Origin of the sequence: Fibrella aquatilis, from assembly GCF_017353255.1 — a bacterium.
GTDB classification, from domain to species: domain Bacteria; phylum Bacteroidota; class Bacteroidia; order Cytophagales; family Spirosomataceae; genus Fibrella; species Fibrella aquatilis.
In genome coordinates, this window is the sequence record NZ_JAFMYU010000003.1 from 40605 (window position 1) to 63231 (window position 22627).

At 55.6% G+C, this 22627-nt stretch carries 17 protein-coding genes; 11 read left to right on the top strand and 6 right to left on the bottom strand.

Annotation, left to right across the window (positions count from 1 at the left end):
- The first annotated feature begins 52 nt into the window (after nucleotides 1-52).
- A complete protein-coding gene (locus tag J2I48_RS04415; RefSeq protein WP_207334192.1) occupies nucleotides 53-451 on the top strand; it encodes a LytR/AlgR family response regulator transcription factor in 399 nt (132 codons plus the stop codon).
- A 122-nt stretch (nucleotides 452-573) separates the two neighbouring features.
- Here the strand turns inward: J2I48_RS04415 and J2I48_RS04420 are convergent, their stop codons facing one another.
- The 5 genes from J2I48_RS04420 to J2I48_RS04440 all read right to left on the bottom strand — a co-directional run bounded on the left by J2I48_RS04420 (nucleotide 574) and on the right by J2I48_RS04440 (nucleotide 6446).
- The gene (locus tag J2I48_RS04420) at nucleotides 574-1143 is read right to left on the bottom strand and encodes a precorrin-2 dehydrogenase/sirohydrochlorin ferrochelatase family protein (protein ID WP_207334193.1); all 570 of its coding nucleotides are present in this window, start codon (nucleotides 1141-1143) and stop codon (nucleotides 574-576) included.
- 226 nt (nucleotides 1144-1369) lie between these two features.
- Nucleotides 1370-2287: a hypothetical protein gene (locus tag J2I48_RS04425; RefSeq protein ID WP_207334194.1), complete on the bottom strand. Its 918-nt coding sequence runs from the start codon at nucleotides 2285-2287 to the stop codon at nucleotides 1370-1372.
- A gap of 110 nt (nucleotides 2288-2397) precedes the next feature.
- Complete coding sequence (locus J2I48_RS04430; protein ID WP_229375808.1) at nucleotides 2398-3549, bottom strand: PorT family protein; 1152 nt, start codon at nucleotides 3547-3549, stop codon at nucleotides 2398-2400.
- Between the two features lie 82 nt (nucleotides 3550-3631).
- Nucleotides 3632-5359, bottom strand: coding sequence for a glucose-6-phosphate isomerase (gene pgi / locus J2I48_RS04435; RefSeq protein WP_207334196.1), 1728 nt, complete (start codon nucleotides 5357-5359; stop codon nucleotides 3632-3634).
- Nucleotides 5360-5456: 97 nt separating this feature from the next.
- Nucleotides 5457-6446 carry a lysylphosphatidylglycerol synthase domain-containing protein gene (locus J2I48_RS04440; protein WP_207334197.1) on the bottom strand — a complete coding sequence of 330 codons (990 nt, stop codon included), beginning with the start codon at nucleotides 6444-6446 and terminating at the stop codon, nucleotides 5457-5459.
- Between the two features lie 32 nt (nucleotides 6447-6478).
- Between J2I48_RS04440 and ruvC the strand changes: the two genes are divergently transcribed.
- Nucleotides 6479-7072, top strand: a complete 594-nt coding sequence (ruvC, locus tag J2I48_RS04445) for a crossover junction endodeoxyribonuclease RuvC (protein WP_207334198.1) — start codon at nucleotides 6479-6481, stop codon at nucleotides 7070-7072.
- 113 nt (nucleotides 7073-7185) lie between these two features.
- Complete coding sequence (locus J2I48_RS04450) at nucleotides 7186-7938, top strand: hypothetical protein (protein WP_207334199.1); 753 nt, start codon at nucleotides 7186-7188, stop codon at nucleotides 7936-7938.
- 25 nt (nucleotides 7939-7963) lie between these two features.
- Here J2I48_RS04450 and J2I48_RS04455 read toward each other — a convergent pair whose 3' ends face one another.
- Nucleotides 7964-9958 (bottom strand): patatin-like phospholipase family protein, encoded by a 1995-nt coding sequence (locus tag J2I48_RS04455; protein WP_207334200.1) that lies wholly within the window; start codon nucleotides 9956-9958, stop codon nucleotides 7964-7966.
- A gap of 213 nt (nucleotides 9959-10171) precedes the next feature.
- On the opposite strand from J2I48_RS04455, the gene J2I48_RS04460 reads away from it, so the two are divergent.
- The 8 genes from J2I48_RS04460 (at nucleotide 10172) to J2I48_RS04495 (ending at nucleotide 22619) form a co-directional block, all read left to right on the top strand.
- Complete coding sequence (locus J2I48_RS04460) at nucleotides 10172-10855, top strand: RNA polymerase sigma-70 factor (protein WP_229375810.1); 684 nt, start codon at nucleotides 10172-10174, stop codon at nucleotides 10853-10855.
- 156 nt (nucleotides 10856-11011) lie between these two features.
- The gene (locus J2I48_RS04465) at nucleotides 11012-12013 is read left to right on the top strand and encodes a FecR family protein (protein WP_207334201.1); all 1002 of its coding nucleotides are present in this window, start codon (nucleotides 11012-11014) and stop codon (nucleotides 12011-12013) included.
- A 172-nt stretch (nucleotides 12014-12185) separates the two neighbouring features.
- Nucleotides 12186-15659 (top strand): SusC/RagA family TonB-linked outer membrane protein, encoded by a 3474-nt coding sequence (locus J2I48_RS04470; protein ID WP_207334202.1) that lies wholly within the window; start codon nucleotides 12186-12188, stop codon nucleotides 15657-15659.
- A gap of 84 nt (nucleotides 15660-15743) precedes the next feature.
- Complete coding sequence (locus J2I48_RS04475; protein WP_207334203.1) at nucleotides 15744-17363, top strand: RagB/SusD family nutrient uptake outer membrane protein; 1620 nt, start codon at nucleotides 15744-15746, stop codon at nucleotides 17361-17363.
- A 26-nt stretch (nucleotides 17364-17389) separates the two neighbouring features.
- On the top strand, nucleotides 17390-18514 hold the full coding sequence (locus J2I48_RS04480) for a SusE domain-containing protein (RefSeq protein ID WP_229375812.1): 1125 nt from the start codon (nucleotides 17390-17392) through the stop codon (nucleotides 18512-18514).
- 359 nt (nucleotides 18515-18873) lie between these two features.
- Nucleotides 18874-19995, top strand: a complete 1122-nt coding sequence (locus J2I48_RS04485; protein ID WP_207334205.1) for a glycoside hydrolase family 76 protein — start codon at nucleotides 18874-18876, stop codon at nucleotides 19993-19995.
- Nucleotides 19996-20105: 110 nt separating this feature from the next.
- The gene (locus J2I48_RS04490; RefSeq protein WP_207334206.1) at nucleotides 20106-21527 is read left to right on the top strand and encodes a glycoside hydrolase family 125 protein; all 1422 of its coding nucleotides are present in this window, start codon (nucleotides 20106-20108) and stop codon (nucleotides 21525-21527) included.
- Nucleotides 21528-21749: 222 nt separating this feature from the next.
- Nucleotides 21750-22619, top strand: coding sequence for a hypothetical protein (locus J2I48_RS04495; protein WP_207334207.1), 870 nt, complete (start codon nucleotides 21750-21752; stop codon nucleotides 22617-22619).
- Nucleotides 22620-22627: the final 8 nt, after the last annotated feature.

Here is a 22627-nt window from a genome sequence, read left to right on the forward strand (position 1 = left end):
CGCATAGCTTTGGTCCATCTACTGAACGAACCTCTTTAAACTGTAAACCTCAATGTCTACTGCCACTAATGCTTCATCCGCCCGTGTCAATGCCGAAGAATTACAGAACCTGCGCCTCTACCAGCGCGAAGTAGGCCAACAGACTTTTCCGGTAGCGAATCTGGTTTTTCTACAATCAGAAACCAACTACACCTGGCTCTACTGGCAAGATGGAAAGCGTATGCTGATGCCACGTACCCTGAAATTTTACGAACCTAAACTACCCAAGCAACACTTTTTCCGTCTTCATCGCAACTGCGTGGTTAACGCCCATTATGTGGTAGCCGTTGAGCGCGAACATGGCGGCATCTTCGTGCTGCTTACTACCGGCGAACGCCTCGCCATCTCGCGCCGTCGCTGGACTGCCGTCAAGCAGTTCATCCACCAGTATAAGCAGACGCGGGTGAACTAGAGAGCTAATAAGAGAGAGTCAAGAAGTGAGAGGCAAGATTGCTGACCGGTCCGCCGGTGCGGCATAGGTACGCTTGCCGCACCGGCGGACCGGTCAGCAATCTTGCCTCTCACTTCTTGACTCTACCTCTTCAGTACGCTCGTGATCTCATTTAGCCGGTCCATTTTGGCCTGGAAATCGCCGGTGAGTTGTTGGCGGATGGTGGTGAGGTTATCCAGTGTTTCCTGTAGAGTGTCAGGCAGCATGGCTTCGAGCACTTCGCGGAAGCGCTTAGCGAAGGTGGGCGACTTACCGTTGGTTGAAATGGCGATCTTGAGGTCGCCTTTTTTTACGACCGAACTAAGGTAAAAATCGCAGAGGGCGGGGGTGTCTGCCACGTTGACCAGGATCTTGCGGGCTTTGCAATCGGCCTGAATTTGCCGGTTCACAGCTTTATCGTTCGTTCCTACGATAACGAGGTCGTTGCCCGCCAGTAAAGCCGGATCATACACCGCCTGCACTAGTTTGACGGTGGGATGCTCGGCTGCCAGCGCGTGAATCTCGGCCCGAATCTCAGGGGCCACCAGTGTGACGGGGGCCGCAGGCGCATTGGCCAACACCGCCGTGAGCTTCTCCAGACCCACATAGCCTCCACCCACAATGAGCAGTTGAAGCTGCTCCAGTTTAACGAAAATCGGGAAGAGTGTATTCATGCAAAACGGGTGGTTAATCTGGCCTGTCTGCCAGATTAACCACCCGTTTCAGTTTTCAGTTTATTGTTTTCAGTCTTCTGTTGGCCACGCGCTCCAGGCCCCTCGACTGCGCTCGGGGTGACAGGCTACTAGAGTCATCTCAACGAGTTGATTCAAGTTTGTTGTCACCCCGAGCGCAGTCGAGGGGCACGATACGCGAATCTACTCCGGCGAAGCCAACTCAAAACTAGAACTTCACCCCCACGTTCACACCCAGCACCCGGCGTTGGGTATTGGCCTGGGTGTCTTTCAAGGCGTTCTGGAAACCGTAGTGATATACGAAGTCGATAAAGATCGGGCCGGCGTCGAAGCCGATGTTGGCGAGACCGTTTAGCGTGGCATTGCTGAAGCCACTGTCTGTGATGCCTTTGATGGTGGTATTAGGACCAACGGGCAACGACAATTCAGCACCCACCTGGAAACGAACCGCCGACACGCCCCGCTCCGACTGTGCTACCTTTACGCCCAAATAAGCCGGTATGTGAACGTACTGCTGATCTACGTTGCTGATCACATCTTTTACCCCGTTTACCTTTCCGTCGCCGGGGCGGTAGAATTGCGAGCTTGAGGTGAGGTATTCAGCCCCAATCTGCCCGTATAGGCGACCGCCGCCACGGATGAAAAAGCCCAGTTGGTAGCCCAGCCGACCCGAAACGTTGGCGGTGTCGATAGTTTCGCCCTGGAAACGGGTTGAGTTGCCACCGGCGTAGATGCCAAACGTGAAGTTTTTATAGTTACTGCTGTGTTCTTGGCGTTGCTGCTTTTGCAACGACTTCAGGCCGTCGTCGAAACCTTCGTCATAGGCTTTGCTCAGGTCCTGATTGTCATACCGGCGCGATGCGTTGCGGTCGTTATAATTGTTGTCGTAACGGGGCAGCTGATCTTCCCGCCGACGATCATCGCGACGCATGTCAATACGCTGATCAACATCATCGTTCCGGCGCATGGGCCGGTCGTCGCGGCGGTCAGATTGGTCGCTGTTACGTCGGTCATCGTACCGGCTGTTGTCGTACCGGTTGTCGTTAGTACGGTCCTGGGCTACCACCGTAGTTGCCACCATCAGCGGCAAGGTCATTGCCGAAAGAATCTGGAGTGAAGTTTTCATGTGTCGTTGAGATAAAGCCTTGCTATACAGCACAATTCCCGTGGTAGTGCCGGGTATATGGGCAACACCACGGGAACCGTACCTAATGTACCTGTGCGTTTATGCAATCGTTAAAACTTGAAGCCTACGCTGGCGCTGAGGATGCGGCGCTTCGAACCGGCAAAACCGGTGTTTTGCTGAATAGCATCTGAGAAACCATAGTGGTAAGTCAGGTCAAGAAAGACCGGACCCGCGTCGAAGCCAAGTTGGCCTAATCCGTTAAACGTGCCGTTTTTGAGCTGGAAGTTATTGAGATTACCAAACTGGTTGGCCGTTGAGCCAATCTGGTTAGCGTACTCCACACCCACTTGTACCCGTACCGCCGAAAGACCCCGGTCTGACTGCGTCAGCTTGTAACCAATGTAAACGGGAACCTGAATATATTTAATGTCGATCCGATCCCTGATGCTGGTAGCAGTTGTGGTACCCGAACCAGGAGCGGTCGTAAAGTAGTTAGAGCTTGACGCAAAATATTCAGCGCCAATTTGTCCGTATAGACGGCCACCACCCCTCACAAAGAAACCAAGCTGGTAACCCAACCGACCCGTCAGGCCCGAAGCTGCTCCGTTGGCATCGAACGATTCACCCTGGAACTTGGTGGTGTTCAAACCCGCATAGATGGCGTAGCTGAAGTTTTTGTAGTCCTTCTTCTCGCTGGGATACGCCGTGCTGGTCGTCGTGGCCGTTGAGTAGGTCGAACCTGCGCTGTTGTAGTTACCACTGGTAGACGGCGTAGTCGTAGTGGCACCGTTGGTATCGGTCGTGGTATTGTAGTTGCTGGTGCCCGATGGCGTTACCGACGTCGAATTATTGTAAGTGCCGTTGGTGGTGTTGCCAGTCGTACCGCTGCTGTTCATGTCGCCGGTTGTTGAACCTGTAGTGCCCATGCTGGCGGTGGTGCTGCCCATGTTGGTATCATACGTACCCGTCGATGAACCGGTGGTACCCATGCTGCTCATGCTGCCGGTGCTACCTGCGCTGGTGCCTGTGCCATTCGTGTTGCTCGAACCAGTAGTACCATTCATGCTGCCCGACGTACTCGTGCCGTTGGTGCTTGAGTTAGTGCCCGACGTAGCGTTCTGGCTGTTGTAATTGTTCGTGTTCGAGTTGTTGTAGCTCGACGTGCTGGTCGTTGTCGACGACATCTTGGTCGTCTTTGCTTTGGTCTGGCCCATGGCCACGCCAGCCGACAGGAGGCCGACGAGTAAAAATAACTTGTTCATGTTCATAACGTTTGATTGTTGGACAATAAAAAAGGCGTGACCGAAATCACACCCCTTTAACCTATAGAATTATTAGAATGTTTTAGTTTTTTCGCCAGGCCTTGTAGGCGTTGATGAGTCCGTTTGTCGAACTATCGTGGCTATCGACGGGTGTATCTGCCTCAAGCTCAGGCAGAATTTTATTGGCCAGCTGTTTGCCCAATTCCACGCCCCACTGGTCGAAACTAAAAATATTCCAAATTACGCCCTGCGTAAAAATCTTATGTTCATACAGAGCAATGAGACTGCCGAGGGCGCGTGGCGTAATGGTTTTCAGCAAGATCGAGTTGGTGGGTCGATTGCCCGAAAAGGCTTTAAACGGCGCAATTTGAGCTATTTCTGCTTCCGACTTGCCCACTTTCCGTAGCTCGTCGGCGGCTTCCTGTTCAGTTTTGCCGTTCATGAGTGCTTCGGTCTGGGCAAAGAAATTCGAGAGCAGCATCTGATGATGGTCGCCCAGGGGCCGGTGGCTGATGGCGGGGGCAATGAAGTCGCAGGGGATAAGCTTGGTGCCCTGGTGAATGAGTTGGTAGAAGGCGTGTTGGCCGTTGGTACCCGGCTCACCCCAGATGATCGGCCCGGTCTGGTAATTTACTGGGTGGCCATCGCGGTCCACCGATTTGCCGTTGCTTTCCATGTCGCCCTGCTGAAAATAAGCCGCAAACCGGTGCATATACTGGTCGTAGGGCAGGATAGCTTCCGACTGCGCCCCGTAGAAATTGTTGTACCAGATACCCAGCAAGGCCAGCGTAGCCGGGACGTTTTGGTCCAGTGGTGCCGTGCGGAAGTGATTGTCCATGGCGTGGCCCCCGGCCAGCAGTTCCTCGAAGTTGTCGAAGCCAATATATAAGGCTATAGACAGGCCAATGGCGCTCCAGAGCGAATACCGACCACCCACCCAGTCCCAGAAGCCGAACATATTGGCCGGGTCTATACCGAAGGCTTCAACAGCTTTTTGGTTAGTACTGAGGGCTGCAAAGTGTTTGGCGATATCGACTTCGGTGGGAGTAGCCGCCGCAAACCAGTCCTCAACAGCATTAGCAGTATCGGTTAGCACACCTACCGGGGCAGCCAACTGTCCCCCAGCCAGAAACCAGTCGCGGGCCGAGGTAGCGTTGGTCATGGTTTCCTGCGTGGTGAACGTCTTGGAGGCTACCAGAAACAGCGTTGTTTCTGGATTTAGGCGTTGCAGCGTTTCGTAGATATGCACTCCGTCGACGTTGGAGACGAAATGCACCTTCAGCTTGTCAGAAGCATAGAATTTCAGGGCTTCCGTAACCATCACGGGGCCAAGGTCAGACCCGCCAATGCCGATGTTGACCACGTCGGTAATGGCCTTGCCGCTGAAGCCTTTCCACTCGCCCGACCGTACGCGTTCAGTAAACGACTTCATGCGGTCCAGCACGGCGTTTATTTCCGGCATCACGTCGGCCCCATCCACCACCACGGGGGTGTTGGCCCGATTGCGCAGGGTGGTGTGCAACACGGCGCGGCCTTCGGTACCGTTGATTTTGTCGCCGGAAAACAGCTTCCCGATAGCCTCCTGTAATCCGGCCTGTTCGGCCAGCTGCCGCAACAGGGTCATGGTTTCGGTGGTGACGCGGTTCTTGGAGAAATCGACCAGCATATCCTCAAACTGAAGCGAAAACTGGGCAAAGCGGTCGGGATTCTGGGCAAACAAGTCGCGCATGTGCATCGACTCGGTAGCGTCGAAATGCGCCTTCAGTTGCGTATAGGCCGGTAATTGCAAAAAAGCGTGGTTCGTCAGCATGGGTGTATTCGTGTTCAGACGGGGTTGAAAAGCGGGGCGAATATCGGCAAAGCCTGGTAATTAAATGAGCAGTGAGCAGTGCCGAAACGTCGGACCGCTACTCCCACTGCCTACTGCTACTACCTAATGCCAGCAACCCAACCCCTACGGGCAGCAGAATGTTGACGAGCCAGAGTGTGAGGGTGGCAGCGAGCAGGAGGGGGGCGGGCAGGGCAGACGGGGCAAACACCCAAAGCGCGGCAGCCTCACGAACGCCCAGGTCGCTGAGCCAGTTAACGGCAGGCGTGATGGTCTTTACCAGAAACACTACGCCCACCCCCGCCGCCAGTTCCAGCGACGGCAGCCCGATGCCATAAAGCCGAAATGCCGCGTAAAGCTGGGCTGAAAACGTAAGGTTACGCAGCAGCGCCAGCCCGAACGTGGCGGCCATGTCGGTATGGGTGTACTGGCCAATAATAGCCCAGTAGGCGTTGTATTGGCCTATTTTGGGCCACCGAACTGACCAGACCACGAAATGGTTTCGGTAGAAATTGAGCGCCACGCCCGCCGCGCTGAGCGTGACCAGCAGCCCCAGCAGTACCTGACCGCCGGGGGTATTACGGGCCGGAACCTGCGTCAGATGCACCGCCCAGGCCACCGCCCCCACCACTACGGCCACGTAGAACTGCATGCCGCCAGACACCAGTGCCGCGCCTACTGCCCCAGCCCGGTTTGGGGTTGCCGCGCTACCTGCGCCCGCGCTGGTACCCCTGATAGACAGCACCCGCCCGGCGGTGTCGCCCAGGCCGGGCAGGGCCATACCCAACGACAGACCCGCCAGCACCCCGCTCAGCGCCTCGCGGAAAGACAGCGGAGTCACGTGCCGGGTCAGCCATTGCCATTTCAGCGCCTCCAGCGACCAGTTCAGGGGAACCAGCAGCACCAACAACAGGGCGTAGGGCGAGGTCCAGTTGGTGTGGCGCAGTTGCCTGCCGAGGGCTGCCCAATCGGTCTGCTGGTGATAAAGTGTGTAGCCGATGAAGCCGAGAAGTAGGCAAAAGATGCCTGTTTTGGCCCAGAAAGTGGTTTTTTTGGCTAGTCCGGGCATCGAAAGCGTTTGGATAACGTTACCTTGCGTACATGGCCCCGCAAAAAAACCTCCTCAAATCTGAAGTCCCTGAGAAAATCATCCTTGGCGTTGACCCCGGCACCCGGATCGCCGGGTATGGGGTGATCTCGATTCGGGCGGGGGTGATGCGGATGATGCAGTATGGGGTCATTAACCTCATCAAATATACCACCCACCAGCAGAAGCTACAGAAGCTGCACGAAACGATGGTGCGCCTCATCGAAGAGCACAAGCCCGACGAGATGGCCATTGAAGACCCGTTTTTTGGCAAAAACGTGCAGGTGATGCTTAAGTTGGGTCGGGCGCAGGGGGTGGTCATGGCCGCTGCCCTTTCGCGGGGTATTCCCATCGTGGAATATGCCCCCCGCCGCGTGAAGCAGTCTGTAACGGGCAACGGCAACGCCGCCAAAGAGCAGGTCTCGCACATGGTGGCGCACCTGCTTCAGGTAGACCTCAACCCCGAATTTTTCGACGCCACCGACGCCCTCGCCATTGCCGTCTGCCACCATTTCCACGAAAACGCCCTGCCCGTTCGTTCCACCAAAACGACCAAGAAAGGTGCCTGGGGGGCTTTTGCCAGCGAGAATGCGGATAGAATAATGTGATTTACGATGTACGACTTACGATTTACGATTTTTGCTGACGCAAGAGTACGTTTGCTCTAGCCCATTGGCGTCAGCAAAAATCGTAAATCGTAAGTCGCACATCGTAAATCACAATGCCTCTTCTCCTCACCAAACTCATCCTCATGCCGCTGGTGATGGCGTTGGTGACGTTGGCGGGGCGGCGGTGGGGTAACAAGGTGGGTGGCGTCATTGCCAGCATGCCCTGGATTGCGGGACCAATTCTCTTATTTTTTATTCTGGAACAGGGTAAGGACTTCGGCATCCGGGCGGTGCCGGGTATCCTGACGGGTGTGCTGTCGCTGGTTGGGTTTTGCCTGAGCTATGCATGGCTGTCGCGCCGGTTTCGCTGGTGGCTGACCCTGCCAATCGCCTATGTCGTTTACGTGTTGGTGGCGCAGGTGTTTACCCACATTCACCTAAATCTGCTCGTGGTCTATGGCCTGATTCTGGTCTGCGTGGCCCTCGCCCTGTGGGGTTTTCCGGTCCCAACCAACCAGTCGGTGCCGCCGCGCCAATTACCTTATGATCTGATTATCAGGATGGTAGTGGCCACGCTGTTTATGCTGACCATTACCGCCCTGGCCAGTTTGCTGGGGCCAACCTGGAGCGGTATTCTCACGCCGTTTCCCATTATCACATCTATTCTGGCGGTGTTCTCGCACGTTGGACAGAGCAGCAACGGGGCCATTGTGAGCCTACGGGGCATCGTTACGGGCCTGTTTGGGTTCACCACGTTCCTGTTCCTGCAAGCCTTTTTCCTCCGCGAATTTTCCGTCGCCCTGTCGTTCGGGTTGGCCCTGTGCATCAATGCCGTGATCAATCTGGTAGCGGTGCGGGTATGGTAAAAGGAAGGTTAATGTACATTGTTCATTAACCTTCCTCCTTCACTGCCACCGCCTCTTTTGGCCAGATACGGCGGGCTTCGGTGGCGGTGTACTGGGCGGGTATGGTGAAGGGCGTGGCGGGGGATGTCACCTTGCCATTCTGGAAGTCGGTGCGCTTGGCTTTGTAGTCGTTCCAGTCGAAGGTGCGCAGGAATTGGGCGGCGGTTTCGGCTCCTTTGCGGAAGAGCTTGAGCTTCTCGTCGTTGCTGAGGTTGAAGTTCAGCCAGTCGAATTCCCGCACGTCGATCACGCCGATGCAGTTGGCATACTGCGGGTGCTTAATCAGAAAATCCTTGTCGTAATAATACCGGGTGGTATTGAACATGCTCATTACCAGGCTCCCCAGCGAATCGAAGGATGATTTGGTGGTAGCGGCCCGGTCGTCGAGGCGCACGCCGAAGGTGGGCAGGCGAGCCGTTTTCATGTCGGGGCGGTAGAAGAGATTGATCGGGAAGTTCGAGAGAATGCCCCCGTCCATAAATACGGCATCGTCGGGCAGGCCCCGGTCATAGCCCAGCAGGTTGCGCCAGAGGTCCTGCCGTTTAGGAATGTTTTTCACCCGAAATGCTTCAAAAAATACTGGTATCGACATCGACGCCCGCACAAAGTCGGCGGGGCAGACACTGTTTTCCGACGCCCAGAACAACGGCCACATGCGGGGGAGTTCTATCTTGTTTTCGGTGGCAATTTCGGCGGTGATAAACGTCACGGGTGGGTTGGCGGGGTCATACTGCATCAGATCGTCGATGGTGACGGTGGGGTCACTACCCCGGTATACCAGTTGGGGACGCTTACTCATCACACGCTCAAAATCGCGCATGGTTTCCACCTCGTTGGCGTTGTTTGCGATCACCACCGTCGCACCCGTGTTGGCCTTGACTTCGCTGCGTTCAACGGCTCCGTCGCGCAGCAGGTCGGTGATCCAGTCGCGGAAGTTTTCGCCGGGGTTGATGCCAAACTGACTTCCGTTGAACCGGGCCAGCAAAAACAGGAGTACGCTGCCGATGAAGAGGATGAAAAACAGGCAGAGCGACACCCCAGCGATAGACAAAAAGGCGTAGGGCGTGAGGCTGCCGGGATCGAGACCCACCGTGCCGAGGGCACTGTAGACACCCTCGAGTGGCTGATGCGACCGGTTTAACGCCCAGAGAATGAACACCGTAGCCAGCACCCCCGCCACGGCCCGCTGAATAAACGGCAGGTAGCTGGCACTGAACGACCGCTGCACGGCCAGGGCCAGCACGATAAACAGAATCACCCCTTCCAGCGCAATCTGGTAGGGCCTTGCCCACGGTAGCTGAAGCGCCCAGCAGGCAAGGATGAGCAACAGCGTTTTGGCCAATAGCTGCACAAAATCGTTGCTTTGCAGAAACTGTTTAAGGATGCCGTCGCTGATGCGGTTTTTACCATAAATGAGCATACCGGCCCCCACAGCCAGCCCCACCCAGATCGACAAGGCGAGTACACTGCTTGGGCTTTGCCAGAGCAAGATACTCCCCACCAGCAGCAGCGACAGGCCCGCTACGAGGCTGAAAATGATGGAATTGATGGTCTTGGCGGCGTAATCTTTGTAGCCCACAATATTGCGAATCAGCCAGCGCGTGATGGGGTGGCCATCCACAAAATCGAACAGTTTTTTGCTGCTCAGGTAATGCAGCACCACCGGCGATTTGATGTCGGCCACCGACGCTGACTGGATGGCCGAGAGCATCATGGTGTTGATAGCCCCGGCACTGGTGCCGGCCAGGTGCAAAAACCGGATGCCCATGCGTTCCAGCACGTAAGTGTAACCCAGTAGGGCAATGCCCAGTACCCCGCCGCCTTCCTGGACCAGGTCAACGTACTGGTATTTTCCGGTGGGGTCGGTCACGTCTGAGACGTAGAATGCGGTCTGGTTCTTCTTGCGGAGATCTTCCTGCAAATCGGCGACGACCTCCTCGCCGACGTTAATCAACCGGGGTAACACGGCTGCTGATGCCATAATATATAGGTGTTTAGGAGGCTGATTACCAGCGCTAATGTTACCTATTTGGCTAACATAAGCCTTGTTACTTTACTAAACGGCGAGCCAACAACGTAAGTGGAGGAGGGGGGCAGCCATTTGCGTCAGCAACCACAAACCATTACCACCCCAATGTAGGGTAGTTCTGTGCAAACTTGTCTGTAAATTGTACTACGCTCGAAAGTCTACGTTATGCCACATCCGCTACCCGACCGACCTGCTGTCGGATCTATAGCTCTTGACGCACTGCCTCCTATTATGCTCGACGATGAGGTATTGGCTCGCCAACTGTTTCAAACCGACCCGTCGGCAGGCTGTGCGTGGTTGTTCCGGCGCTATTATGGCCTGCTTTGCAACCACGCCCTGCGGTTTGTCTATTCGCGTGAAGTAGCCGAAGACATTGTGGGCGAGGTATTTTGTGCATTCTGGACCGACAAGGGCTACGAGAAAATAACGACATCCTACCGCGCCTACCTGTTCGTGGCCGTGCGCAACCGGTGCTACAACTACCTACGCTGGGAACTGAGCCGCAAAAACGATTCCGACGAGGCCATGCTCGACTCAGTAACGACCGCCTTTTCGAGCGCAACCCAGACCCCCGCCGACATGGTGCAGTTCGACGAATTGTACCAGAAAATAAACGAGACCATCGCCGACCTGCCGCCGCAGTGCCGCCGCACGTTTCTGATGTCGCGCTTCGAACAGAAACCCTACCGCGAGATCGCCACCGAAATGGGTATTTCGGTAAAAGCCGTAGAGGCCAACATCAGCCGCGCCCTCAACACCCTCCGCCAGATGCTCCGCAACGAATTTGTGATTGCACTAATAGGGCAGTTTTCAATTTACGGTCTTCTGTTGCTTCGCATGTTGGCGTAGCCCGGACCGCCCCCTTCAGGGCGGTCCGGGCTACGCCAACATGCGAAGCATACTGCATACTGTAGAACTGCATACTGAATATAGGGTCTTCCCGCCCAGCCTTGTCTTCTAATTAGCTTCCCGACTTTTCCACTGCTACTACTCAATTGTTTGTTTATGAACGGACCCTCTATCGAACGTACACTCTATGACCTGTTTGCGGGTCGGGCTACGCCGCTCCAGAAAAAGGCGGTAGAAGACTGGCTTCGCACCGACGGCAACATGGAAGTGTACTACCAGTTGCTGGCCCGCTTTGAAGCCGATCATAGTCACTATGAGCCTAATACCCAGGTGGCAACGGCCCTGTATGAGCAGTTTATGCAGGGGGCTCCTTACCCGCGTCATCGCCCGGCGCCGGTGTTTACGGTGAGTCAAAACCCCGCCTGGCTGCCGCCGCGTTGGCTGCTGAGCATGGCGGCCTCGTTGCTGCTGGTGCTTGGCTTGGGCTACCTCACGCGGGGCCGCTGGGCCTATGACCGCTACGAAACGCCCTACGGCCAAACCAAAACCCTGCAACTGGCCGACGGCTCAGACGTGACGCTCAACGCCCACTCTAGCCTGCGCGTGCCCCGCTTTGGCTTCGGCAACGGCGACCGCGAGGTGTGGCTCAATGGCGAAGGCTATTTCAGCGTACGCCACACCACCGGCGACCATAAGTTTATTGTCCACACCACCGACCTCGACGTGCGGGTGCTGGGCACCAGGTTTAACGTGAGCACCCGCAGCCGCCGTACCGAAGTGGTGCTTAGCGAAGGGTCGGTGCAGTTGGTTCGTCCCCGGCAGCCTGCCAATCCGCTCCTGATGAAACCCGGCGAACAGGCTACCCTGGCCGAAGGCGACACCTCCATTCGGCGCAAGCTGGTGGCCCTGCCCGAAGAAGCCGGAGCCTACCGCCAAAGCCGCCTCGTTTTTGCCGATACGCCGCTGAGTCAGGTGGCCGAACGGATTCAGGATTTCTACGGCGTACGGGTGCTGGTACCCAACCGCGACCTGGCCCGGCGCGAACTGACCGGCACTCTGCCCAACAACGATCTCAACGTAGTACTCCGTACCCTTTCTTTATCCTACAACCTGGCCGTAGAACGACAACCCGGCCGGGTGATTTTGAAACCACAATAGAAACAGTTTACTGTTTGCTGTTTGGAGTCTTCTGTATCAAATAGACTGTCACCCTGAGCCTGTCGGGGACCGCACCGGCGGACCGGCCTAGTCGAAGGGTCATGCGTCAGCAACCTAGAGCGCGTCAGCCAACAGAAAACAGTAAACTGGAAACTCCCTTCCCAAAAAGCGTATGAAAACAAATATCCATCGACGACTGAGCTGTGGCTTATTTAGCCTGGTACTATTTGGGCAAACAACTGGGTTTTGCCAGGAAACAGCCTCCACCCGGCATCGGCTCGAACGGCCCAGTGCTGGACGGCAACGGCCGCTGAGCGATGCATTGGCCGATTTAGAGCGTAAACACAAGGTTTTCTTTACCTACGAAAGCCGCCTCGTACGTAACAAGCTGGTCAGCGCCGACCTGCCCCAAACCAGCAACCTCGACGAGACCCTTCGCCGGTTGCTACAGCCCGTAAGTCTACGGTCGGAGCGGGTGTCTGACAAGTATTACTCCATCCTGCCCGACCATACCCGTCCCACCACCGAATTGCCTCAGCGGCTGACCGACGGGGGCGTGTCGTCGTTGCGCACCACGGGCACCTTTGGTTTTGCCGAACGCGACGTTGCCGCGATGGCCGTGGCGGCCGACCGGCTGGTGCAGACTGTGACGGGCAGCGTAATTGACGAAAACGGCGGGCCGCTGGTGGGGGTGAGCGTGATTGAGCGCGGCACGAGCAACGGCACTACCACCAACGATCAGGGCCGGTTTTCGCTCAGCGTGGCCGGGCCGCAGTCGGTGCTGGTGTTTAGCTTCATCGGCTACGTGAGGCAGGAACTGGAAGTAGGCAGCCGCACCACGTTCGACCTGAAACTGGCCCCCGACACCAAAGCCCTGAGCGAAGTAGTGGTGGTGGGCTACGGCACCCAACGCCGGGCTTCGGTTACGGGTGCAGTGGATCAGGTAGGGCAGCAGGCCATCGAAGGCAGGCCCGTGACGAACATGTCGCAGGCGTTGCAGGGAGTGTCGCCCAACCTGATCGTGCAGCAGGGGTCGGGTGAGCCGGGAGCACCGCTTAACATCAACATTCGGGGTATCAGCACCTTGGGTAATAATAGCCCGCTGGTGATCGTGGACGGCATTCCGGGGTCTCTCGACGTGCTGAACCCCTCAGATATCGAGACGATTTCGGTGCTGAAAGATGCCGGTTCGGCGGCGATTTACGGGTCGCGGTCGGCCAACGGGGTCATTCTCATTACGACCAAAAAAGGCTCGAAAACGGGCCGTACCACCGTTACTTACAACGGGACATACGGTGCCCAGACCCCCACGCTACTCCGCAAGCCGGTGGAGGCTTGGGAATATGCGATGCTGAAAAATGAAGCGCTGGTTAATTCGGGCCTGCCCCCGCAGTTTGCGCCCGACCAGATCGCCGCCTTCCAGCAGCGGGGTTCCTACCCGTGGTTTTTGACCGAAATCCTGAAAGATCAAGCCCCGCAGCAAAACCACAACCTGAGCGTGTCGGGCGGGAATGCGCAGACGACTTACCATGTGTCGGCGGGGTTTCTGAACCAGAACAGCCTGTTTAAAGGGCCTGACTACGGCCTGAAGCGCTATAACTATCGCATGAACCTGACGCATCAGATCGACAAGGTGAAGTTTACGGGCATTTTGTCCTATGCCCGCAACGAGATCAAGGAACACGCGTTCAACACCGACGTGCTCGTTGTGGATGCCGCCCGGATGCCGCGCACTTACCCCATCACCGATTCGCTGGGCCGCTACGTACTCTCGCCGATTTTGTCGGAAAGTAACCCGCTGGGGCGGCTGGAGCAGGGTGGCTACCGGAAGTATGACAATGACAACGTCTACGGCAACGTATCGGCGGAATGGGAGGTGGTGAAAGGCTTCCGGCTGCGGGGTATTTTCGGCGGTGAGCTGAACAGCAACCACCAGTACGAGTTCCGGCGGGCGGTGAATTACCTGCCCTACGTGGGGGGCACCGACAACACCGCCACGGTGAAAGATCAGAATTCTAAGTCGCTCTTCACCAACTTACAGCTCATTGCTAACTACGATGCCTCATTTGGCAAAAGCAATGTCTCAGCACTGATTGGGTATTCAAACGAAGGCTATTCGATAGACGTGAATGGCATCTTCAAGAAGGATGTTGATAATGACCTCGGCACTGATATTTCGAGAACTATCATTCAGCCTATCTCCTATAATACCAACCAGCCCGTATCATTCGACGGGAACATCAAAACGAGTACAAACGCCCTTTCCAGCGTATTTGGGCGGCTTAATTATAGTTTTGCCGACAAGTACATTGCCGAAGTGAACTTCCGCTACGACGGTTCGTCGCGCTTTGCCAAGGCCAACCGCTGGGGCTTTTTCCCCTCGGCAGCCCTGGCCTGGCGCATCACCGAAGAGGACTTTGCCCGTGGCTTCCGCGATCAGTTCGGCGACTGGAAACTGCGGACGTCCTATGGGGTGCTGGGCAACCAGAACGTGGGTGATTTTCAGTACCAGAGTACCTACTTCAACTACGCCAACGCTTATGCCTTCAACAACGCAGGCGTGGCCGGTACGGGCATAACACTAGCCAATTCGAACATCACCTGGGAACGGGCACAGACCTTTAACCTCGGCCTCGACGCGTCGGTTTGGCGCAACCGGGTCACGTTCTCGCTCGATTATTTCAACAAGCTGACCAAAGACATCCTCATTACGCCGTCGGTGCCGGGGCTGTATGGCGGGTCGGTGCCCAACTACAACGCGGCGCAGGTACGCAACGAAGGCTGGGAGGTGGCCGCCACACTACGCCAAACCACCGGGCAGGTGCGCCACACGCTGACGCTGAACCTGGCCGACAGCAAAAACAAGGTGGTGTCGGTGGATGGGAAAACCAATATCAACTACATCGGCGAACTGGCCGTGATCCTGCGCGAAGGGTTGCCGGTGCGGTCGTACTACGGCTACCAGAGCAACGGTTACCTCCAGAATCTGGAGCAGATTCAGACCGAGCCGCGGCACTCGTTTGTGTCACAGAGTGACCTGCGCCCCGGCGACGTGCGCTACAAAGACCAAAACGGCGACGGCGTTATTGACGAAGCCGACCGCGTGGTGCTGGGCAACCCGTTTCCGCGTTACACCTACGGCATCACCTACAACGTGGGCTGGAAAGGGTTCGACGTCAACGTGTTTGTGCAGGGCGTGGGGCAGCGGTCGTTGTTTTTGCGGGGCGAGGCTGTCGAGGCGTTTCACGGACCGTATCAGGATGCCATTTTCAAGCACCAAACCGACTACTGGACGCCCACCAACCCCAACGCTACTTATCCGCGCCTCACGCTGGGTGGGGCGTCGCGCAATAACTGGGGTGTGGGGTCAGACCGGTTTTTGCAGGATGCCGCCTACGCCCGTCTGAAGAACCTGCAAATAGGCTACACCCTACCCGGTCGTTTGACCAGCAAGCTGGGCGTGAGCCGGTTCCGTATCTACTACACGGGTCAGAACCTGATCACGCTGACCAGAATGCAGGTGGGCATCGACCCCGAAGCCACCGAATTCGACAACAGTTTAAACAGCACTAGAGGCAACGTCAACTCCGGCCGGGTATACCCCAACCCGAAGTTCAACGGCCTGGGCGTGGATATATCTTTCTAATGTAGAGGCTGGATGTTAGACGTTGGACACTGGATTATCAGTTATTGTCCAGCATCTGACGTCCAACATCCAGCTACCAATTTTATGAAACCAACCTACATAACACTACTGGCAGCGGCGCTGTGGCTGGGGGGGTGCAAAGACCTCGATCTGGCACCCACCGACCGCTTTACCGAAGCCACCTACTGGACCAACGCCGACCGGGCGCTGACGGTGCTGAACACAGCCTATTCGGGCATGTTCACGGCCGATCTGTTTTTTGCCAACGACGCCCTCTCCGACAACGCCTACAACCAACTGGGCGATTTCCAGGGAGCCAACTCCATTGCGCGCGGCAGTTACGATGCAGCCCTGGGACGTATCCGCGACGAATGGAATTTTCACTACGGCGGCATCAAAACCACCCACATCCTACTGGCCAATATTGACCGGGTTCCGAACATCGACGCGGCGCTGAAAGCACGGATTATTGCCGAAACGCGGTTTATTCGGGCGTTTCACTACTTCCAGCTCATGACCTGGTATGGCGACGTGCCGCTGTTTACCAAAGACATCAGCATTGAGGAATCGCGCACGGTGGCCCGCACGCCCCGCGCCGATGTGCTGGCGTTTGTGCTGGCCGAACTGGATGCTGCCGCGGCGGCCCTGCCTACCAACGTGCAGTATGCCGCCGCCGACAAAGGACGTATTACCAAGGGAGCAGCCATTGCCCTGAAGGCGCGGGCGCTGCTCTACGAAAGTCGCTGGGCCGAGGTGGCTACGGCCTGTGAGCAACTGATCGACAACAGTGCCAACGGTACCTATGGCCTGTTTCCGAGTTATGAAGGGCTGTTTTTGCCGCAAAATGAAAACAGTCAGGAGAGTATCCTGAGCCTGGGTTTTGCGCCGGAGGTGCGCACCCACGGCAACTTCCGCGACTTTGTGCCCATCAGCATCGGCGACCGGGTAAACAACATTGCTCCCACGCAGGAACTGGTGGATAGCTACCTGACCACCAACGGTAAAGCCATCACGGAAGCCGGTTCGGGTTTCGACGAAAAAACGCCCTACGCCAAACGTGATCCCCGCCTTGCGGCCACGATTGTGTATGACGGCTACCAGTGGAAAAAGGCCGATGGCACCACCACCACGATCTACATCAAGCCCGGCTCAAGCCCGGCCAATACCGATGCACGGAATGAATTTGGCAAACAAAACGCTTCAACCACAGGCTATTACGTCCGCAAATACTACGACCCCACGGCCAACGCTTCGTTCCAGTCGGGGCTGGATCTGATGCTGATTCGCTATGCCGACGTGCTGTTGATGTATGCCGAAGCCAAGAACGAGCAGGGCCAACTGACCGCCGCCATCTGGGACAAAACAATTGGCGCGCTACGTCGGCGGGCGGGCTTCACGGATGCCGCTGCCCTGACCTTCCCCACGGGCGCTACACAGGCGACGTTGCGCGAGGCCGTTCGGCGGGAGCGGCGCGTGGAACTGGCGATGGAGGGCCTGCGGGTGTTCGACATTCGGCGGTGGCGCATTGCCGAAACGGTGCTTAACGGCTTTGCTCACGGTGCCAAATTCGGCGACCCTGCCGTTGACAACGGCTATGCCCGCGTGGACCGCCGCAACTTCGACAAAGACAAACAATACCTCTGGCCGATTCCCCAAATCGAGCGAGACCTCAATCAAAACCTGTCACAAAATCCTAAATGGTAAACAGAAAACAGAAGACTTCCTTTCCCATGAAAAAACTCCTCCTTCTCCTTTGCCTGGTGGGCCTGCTGACGCAGTGCAAAGAACCCGGCCGCGACATCAACACGAACATCAGCGATGTGAAGTCGTTCTTTTCGCCCAACGATAATGTATCAGTGAAACTGCTGCCCGCCACGGCCGCGGCGGTGGTTTTTGAGTGGGACCAGGCCCGCGCGGAAGACGGCACGCTGGTGCTGTATGAGGTGGTGTTCGATAAGGAAGCCGGCGATTTCTCGAAGCCCGTTTACAAGCTGGCTTCCGACCAAAACGGGGTGCAAAACAAAGCTACCATTGCTCACCGCGACCTCAACAAGATTGCCGCTCTGGCGGGTATTGGCTCGCTGGGTGTGGGTAAGCTGAAGTGGACCGTCAACGCCTCGCGGGGCATCAACGTGAAGCAGGCGGGCCTGTCGCGGCTCATTCAACTGGAGCGCCCCGCCGGTTTCACCGACATCCCATCGGAGGTGTACCTCACCGGCGACGCTACCGAAGCGGGTGCCGACGTGACGAAGGCCATTAAACTGAAAAGCGTGAAACCCGGCGAATTTGAGGTCTATACGTCGCTGAAGGCCGGTACGTACAAGTTCGTGGACAAGACCACCGGCACGGCCAAGACATTTAACGTGGAGGGCACCAACATCAAGGAAAACGCCACGACCACCGTGACCGGGGCCACCAAAGTGTATCGGATCTACCTCGATTTCAACAACGCCGCCGCCCGCCTGACCGAGATCAAATCGGTGGGGTTGTGGTACAGCAACGACAATGCTGTGCGTTTCGAACTGCCCTACACCGGCAACGGCACCTGGACGCTGGCCAACACCAAAATCGACTTTCCGGCCGTGCCCTGGGGTAAAGAGGAACGCTACAAATTCCGCCTGACGGTGGTGGGTGCCGACGGAAAAGATGCCTACGAGTGGCTGGGCAGCAGCAATTCAGACAACCAACGCGCCGACGCCAACAGCCCGGCGAGCTATTTCTACCTCCAATCTATCGGCGAAAGTCAGTGGGATTATTCCTACAAGTTCAACGGTGCCGTTGACGGTAGCAAAGTAGACCTGCTCGTTTCGCTAGCCCCCACCGGACCATATTTTCATAAGGTGACGGTGAAGTAGAAGAGGGGGTTCGTGGTTTGTGGATAGTTGTTCGTGGTTTGTGGTTGGCTGACGCAAGAGTAGCTGACGCGCGGCCCCGCAGCGGCGGACTAGGCGTCCCCGACCGTCTCGACTGCGCTCGGGGTGACAGGCCACTAGAACAATCTTCTTGAGTTGATTCAAGTTTGTTGTCACCCCGAGCGCAGTCGAGGGGCACGATTAGCGAAGCCAACCACAAACCACAAACCACGAACCACAAACAACTATCCCCCTTTTTCTTCATAGGTTAGGATTACCAACTGAGCGCCCGGCCTTGTTCCGGGCGTTTAGTATGTTCGCTCAATAATTGATAGACGCAGCACAACGTGAAAAATCTCAACATGAAATCGCTTTTCCTCCTGGCACTTCCTTTGACCCTAGCCTGCAAAGACAGCAGCATTGGGCAAGGGGCCGGGCCGGTTACTAAACCATATGTGTTTAACTGGACCATCATTGCCGACAGCAGCAGTCAGGCGCTCACCCAACAGTTTTACAACAGCAATGGCCGGTACTTCAACGAGACCAATGGCGGCAGCACCAAGTTCAACTACTGGCCGCAGGCCCACGCACTTGACGTGCTGGTAGATGCCTATGTGCGCACTAAAGACAACCGCTACCTGTCGCTGATGAACGATTGGTACGGCGGGGTGCCCATCAAAAACGGCAATACTTTCCTGAACGAATATTACGACGACATGCTCTGGAATGCGCTGGCCACGCTCCGCGCCTACGACGCCACCGGTGATAAAAAATGGCTCGACGTGTCACAACTGCTTTGGGACGATATCAAGCTTGGCTGGAACGACACCATGGGTGGGGGCATTGCCTGGCGCAAGGGGCAGCGGTACTACAAAAACACCCCCGCCAACGGCCCCGCCATCATTCTGGCCGCCCGCCTCTACCAACGCCTGAACCGCCAAACGGACCTGGACTGGGCCAAAAAGATCTACGACTGGCAACTAAAAACGCTTGTCGATCCTGCCACGGGCTACGTCTATGACGGCATCAACAGCGACAACGACGGCAAGACCAATACCACTTGGAAATTCACCTACAACCAGGGCCTGGTCATTGGCGCGGGGCTGGAACTGTACCGGGCCACAAAAAACGGCACCTACCTGACCGACGCCATCCGCACCGCCGACTTCACCCTGGCTGACCCTATCTTGTCGGGGTCGGGCTTGCTGAAAGACGAAGGCAACGGCGACGGTGGTTTATTTAAGGCGGTGCTGGTGCGGTATTTGACCCTGTTGGCCACGGAACCCGCCGTGCCTGCGGGTACCCGCACCAAATACGTTAACTTTCTGACCTTCAATGCCGAGACGCTCTGGCGTAGCGGCACCCAGAAACCACAGGTCGTCTTCGGCCCCAACTGGGCCAACCGCCCCACCAACGGCAAAGCCGACTTAACCACCCAACTCAGCGGCGCCACGCTGCTGGAAGCCATGACGAGAATTAAATGATTTACGATGTACGATTGACGAATTACGATTTATTGCTTACGCCAGAGCACGTTTACTCTGGCGTAAGCAACAATCCGAAATCCGCAATCCCCAATCCAAAATCCTTCCTTATGAACAGACGCACCTTTATTCAACACACAGCCCTTACGGCGGCGGCGGTTACGGCCGGGCCAGTTTCCTTTGGTAAAACTGCTGCTGACTTTCCGGTGGTTCGGGAGGCGGTGGGCAAACGCAATTTCCGGTCGGAGGCCGTAGAGCAGACGATCATGGCCGTGAAAAAGGGGATCAATAATCCCGAACTGGCCTGGCTGTTTGAAAACTGTTTTCCCAACACGCTCGACACCACCGTGGACCATTCGATGGTGGACGGGAAGCCCGACACCTACGTCATTACCGGCGATATTGACGCCATGTGGCTGCGCGATTCTACGGCGCAGGTGTGGCCGTATTTGCCCCTTATGAAGCAGGATAAACCCCTTCAGCAGCTGGTGGCGGGGGTTATTCGGCGGCAGGCACGAAACATTAGCTTCGACCCATATGCCAACGCCTTCTACAAAGACCAGACAAAAGTTGGCGAGTGGAAAGACGATGCCACCGACATGAAGCCCGGTCTCCACGAGCGCAAATGGGAGATCGACAGCCTGTGTTACCCCATCCGGCTGGCGTATTATTATTGGAAACAAACCGGCGACACCACCCCGCTGGATGCCGAATGGCAGGCCGCTATGCAAACGGTGGTGAAGACCTTCCGCGAGCAGCAGCGCAAGATGGGTAAGGGACCGTATAAGTTTGAACGGCGCACCACCTGGGCTACCGACGGCGTGCCGCTGGGTGGCTACGGCTACCCCGCCAAACCCAACGGCCTGATCTGCTCGATGTTCCGACCCTCCGACGACGCCACGATTTACCCGTACCTGATCCCGTCGAATTTCTTTGCCGTTACCTCACTCCGGCAGATGGCTGAACTGCTCACGGCCATGAAGGTAAACGCCCCGCTGGCCGCTGAAGCGCGGGCAATGGCCAACGAAGTAGACGCCGCCCTAAAGCAACACGCCACCACCACCCACCCCAAATTTGGGAAGGTATATGCCTATGAGGTAAACGGCTACGGTTCCTATAATTTGATGGACGATGCCAACGTGCCTAGCCTGCTGGCCCTACCTTATCTAGGTGCCATGCCCGCCACCGACCCGGTGTATCAGAACACCCGAAAAATGCTCCTGAGCGATGAGAATCCCTTTTTCTTTAAGGGCAAAGCGGGCGAAGGCATCGGTGGGCCGCACGTGGGCGTAGACATGATCTGGCCGCTGAGCATCATTATTCGGGGCCTCACCAGCACCAACGACGCCGAGATAAAACAGTGCATTCAGACCCTGCAAAAGGTAAACGCCGGCACAGGCTTCATGCACGAAGCTTTCCACAAAGACGACGTGAGCAAGTTCACCCGTAAGTGGTTTGCCTGGGCCAACACCATCTTCGGCGAATTCATCCTAAAGACCTTCAACGAGCGGCAGGGGTTATTAAATGGGTAGTTCGGCACGTCCCAAAGTGCTAGGCAACAAAGCCATTTATGGTAAAAAAGCGAGGACCAACCTTTGGCTAGGGGTTGGTCCTTGGCTATTTTTGATGTTCATTTTTGCCTTGTATTCATTAACAGGCTCCTTGTTTAAGATTAGATTTGTGTTCGATGTGTTGCAGTGAAAAAGCAAAATACTACTCCTTGCTATAGCAAGTTTAACAAATAGGATTGGCTCATGCTAGATAGAGAATACAATAATTCTGAAGAGTTAAAGCCAACGCTTCCCTCAAATTTAACCTCGCCAAACAGCGATTCAACGACAAAAAATACGAATCAATCTTCAGAAAACATGGAAGTTCATCATCATTCACATGCTTCACATGGAGCAAAAAACTGGAAATCATATATTTGGGAATTTCTTATGCTGTTCTTAGCGGTATTCTGCGGTTTTATGGCGGAATACCAATTGGAACATATGATTGAGGGCCAACGCGAAAAGGAATATATCAAATCGATGATTGAAGATGCCGAAACTGATCGAATCAACATAAAACAAGCCATCGAATTTGATAAAAAGCGTATGCTTCATCTCGATACACTATCGAATGTTTGCCTAGACTATACAGGTTCTGCAAAAGACAATGAACTGATGTATAAACATTACGTATATGGCCTTATCCACCCTTCTGTGATAGCTCCCACGGAACGAACGATGACGCAATTGAAAAATGCGGGTGGCATGAGGCTAATAAAAAGCAAGAATTCCACAGACAAAATCGTCAACTACGATGCAATGGCTCAAAAATTGCATGACCAACGAGCTTTCTATGAACTGTATCAAAATAATTCCATTGGTCTAGCTACTAAGCTCTTTTATTTTAAGCGTTTTAACTTCGGTAAAAATTCCTCGTTAAGAGTTGGTTCGGCAGCTTATCAAAACTATTTCAAACTATATGATAACGATCAGGGTAAGCTGGTAGAATTTTCCAATCAAATAAATATGTTCGTGGGAGTGGTTCAGTACTACAATGTACTCTTAGGTGAAATGGATCAGCAAGCCGTTGATTTAATCCAAACATTAAAAAAAGAATATAAAATTCAATAAAACGATAT